1 protein-coding gene is annotated in these 1,913 nt (G+C 67.8%); it reads right to left on the bottom strand.

From position 1 onward, the window contains the following. On the bottom strand, positions 1–1,913 hold a 1,913-nt coding region (dxs, locus tag NDB2M1_RS00020), incomplete at its 5' end, for a 1-deoxy-D-xylulose-5-phosphate synthase (RefSeq protein WP_072378519.1).

A 1,913-nucleotide genomic window follows, 5' to 3' on the forward strand; every position in this document is an offset into this window, starting at 1 on the left:
TCAGGCCCTTGCTTCCTGCACGCCTGCGCTGTTGTGGCGCAGGGCCTTGAGGACGGTATCGACGATTTGCGGGGCGTTGAGGCCTGCGGTGTCGTACTGCTTGTCGGGGGCGTCGTGGTCCTGGAACACGTCGGGCAGGCGCATCGTGCGGATGCGCAGGCCGGCGTCGGTGAGGCCTTCGTCGCTCGCCATCGTGAGCACATGCGCGCCGAGGCCGCCGATGGCGCCTTCCTCCACCGTCACGATCACCTCGTGCGAGGCCATCAGGCGGCGGATCAGCGCTTCGTCGAGCGGCTTGGCAAAGCGCAGGTCCGCAACCGTGGTCGATAGCCCCTTGGCATCGAGTTGGTCCGCCGCCTTGAGCGCCTCGGCAAGGCGCGTGCCGAGCGAGAGGATCGCCACCTTGCTGCCTTCGCGCACGACGCGGCCCTTGCCGATCTCGAGCCGCACCGGCACCTCGGGCAGGGGCACGCCCACGCCGTTGCCGCGCGGATAGCGGAAGGCGATCGGGCCGCTGTCGTGGAGCGCGGCGGTGTGGACCATGTGGACAAGCTCGGCCTCGTCGGCCGCCGCCATCACCACCATGTTGGGCAAGGTGGCAAGGTAGGTCACGTCGAAGGAGCCTGCATGCGTCGCCCCGTCCGCGCCGACGAGCCCCGCGCGGTCGATGGCGAAGCGCACCGGCAGGTTCTGGATCGCGACATCGTGCACGACCTGGTCGTAGGCGCGCTGCAGGAAAGTCGAGTAGATCGCGCAGAACGGGCGCATGCCCTGCGCGGCCAGCCCCGCCGCGAAGGTGACCGCATGCTGCTCGGCAATGCCGACATCGAAATTGCGTTCCGGATAGGCCTTGGCGAACTTGTCGAGCCCGGTGCCCGAGGGCATCGCGGCGGTGATCGCGCAGACGGTCTCGTCGCGCGCGGCTTCAGCCATGAGCGCCTGGGCGAAGACATTGGTGTAGCTCGGCGGGCCGCCCGCGCTCTTGGCCTGCTCGCCGGTGATCACGTCGAACTTCTGCACGCCGTGATACTTGTCCGCCGCGTTCTCGGCCGGGCCGTAGCCCTTGCCCTTCTGCGTCACGACATGGACGAGGCAGGGGCCTTCCGCCGCATCGCGCACGTTCTCGAGCACCGGGATCAGCTGATCGAGATTGTGCCCATCGATGGGGCCCACGTAGTAGAAGCCGAGTTCCTCGAACAAGGTGCCGCCCATCGCCATGCCGCGGGCGAACTCGTCGGTCTTGCGCGCGGCCTTGTGCAGCGGTTCGGGCAGGCGGCGCGAGATCGCCTTGAACATCTCGCGCAGCTCGAGGAACGGCCGCGAGGAAACGAGCCGCGCCAGGTACGCCGAGAGCCCGCCGACGGGCGGCGCGATCGACATGTCGTTGTCGTTGAGGATGACGACGAGGCGGTTGCCGGCCTCCGCCGCGTTGTTCATCGCCTCGTAGGCCATGCCGGCGCTCATCGCGCCATCGCCGATCACCGCGATGGCCTTGCCCGGCTCGCCCTTCAGCTTGTTGGCAATCGCAAAGCCCAGCGCCGCCGAGATCGAGGTGGAGGAATGCGCGGTGCCGAAGGGATCGTACTCGCTCTCGGAGCGCTTGGTGAAGCCCGAAAGCCCACCGCCCTGCCTAAGCGTGCGCATGCGGCTGCGGCGACCGGTGAGGATCTTGTGCGGATAGGCCTGGTGCCCCACGTCCCAGATCAACCGGTCGCGCGGCGTATCGAACACATAGTGGATCGCCGTCGTCAGCTCGACCACGCCGAGCCCCGAACCCAGATGTCCGCCCGTCTGCCCCACCGAGGCAATCATCTCCGCCCGAAGCTCGTCAGCGAGCTGGCGAAGCTGGGAAGGGGCAAGCTTGCGAAGATCGTCAGGCGTATCAACCTGATCAAGAAGCGGCGTATGCGGAT

The sequence above is a fragment of the Novosphingobium sp. NDB2Meth1 genome (assembly GCF_900117425.1).
Classification (GTDB): Bacteria; Pseudomonadota; Alphaproteobacteria; order Sphingomonadales; family Sphingomonadaceae; genus Novosphingobium.